The organism is Curvibacter sp. CHRR-16 (assembly GCF_018474005.1).
In the GTDB taxonomy this organism is placed as follows: Bacteria; Pseudomonadota; Gammaproteobacteria; order Burkholderiales; family Burkholderiaceae_C; genus Allorhodoferax.
The window spans coordinates 1-633 of record NZ_JAHCSH010000024.1 but is presented as its reverse complement, the minus strand read 5'-3'; the positions used below and the strand labels follow the sequence as shown (position 1 = coordinate 633).

Genomic DNA, 633 nt, shown 5'->3' with positions numbered 1-633 from the left:
ATAATCTCCATGACCAAAGCGGCTTTGCGCTTGGCTGTCCAGCGTTTGATCTCGTCTTCCATCAGTGTGCTCATCTGTGTTTCCTTCAAAGATAACACCTGAGCAGTTTTTTACTGGGTCAATACACCACAAGACAAGCGCGAGGCAGTGCGCAAGATGGTGCTGGAGCACCACCTCTCAGAACGCAACGCCTGCCGCCTTGTGGAGCTATCCCGAGACAGCTACCGCCACCCACCCGTGGCCAGTGCACTCAACGCCAGCCTAGAGGAGAGCATCCGACAGACCGCGCTTGAGCGCAGGCGGTTTGGCTATCGACGCATCCACGACATGCTCAGGAGCCAGTTCCCTGATGTGAATCACAAGCGTATCTATCGGCTGTACCGGCAAGCCAACCTGACGGTGAAGAAGCACCACAAAGCAAAGCGAGCGCCTCAGGGGCGTGTGCCGCTGCAAGTTGCCAAGAGCATCAATGAGATTCTGAGCATGGACTTTGTATCGGACAGTCTCGACGTCCCCCCGGATTTGAGTAGCAGTTGAGCTTGGAGTCCAATCCCATGAAACAGGAGATTGGACGTGAAGAAGCGATTTACCGAAGAACAAATCATTGGCTTCCTGCGCGAAGCGGAGACGGGC

Annotated in this window: 1 protein-coding gene; it reads left to right on the top strand. The window is 55.1% G+C overall.

Annotated features, from left to right (window positions below):
• Window positions 1-156 precede the first annotated feature (156 nt).
• Complete coding sequence (locus tag KIK84_RS16460; RefSeq protein WP_250208060.1) at window positions 157-537, top strand: IS3 family transposase; 381 nt, start codon at window positions 157-159, stop codon at window positions 535-537.
• The last annotated feature ends 96 nt before the right edge of the window (window positions 538-633 follow it).

Excerpts from the sequence above, each read along its gene's own strand:
- KIK84_RS16460 (WP_250208060.1), top strand. The coding sequence starts at position 157 with ATGGTGCTGGAGCACCACCTCTCAGAACGCAACGCCTGCCGCCTTGTG.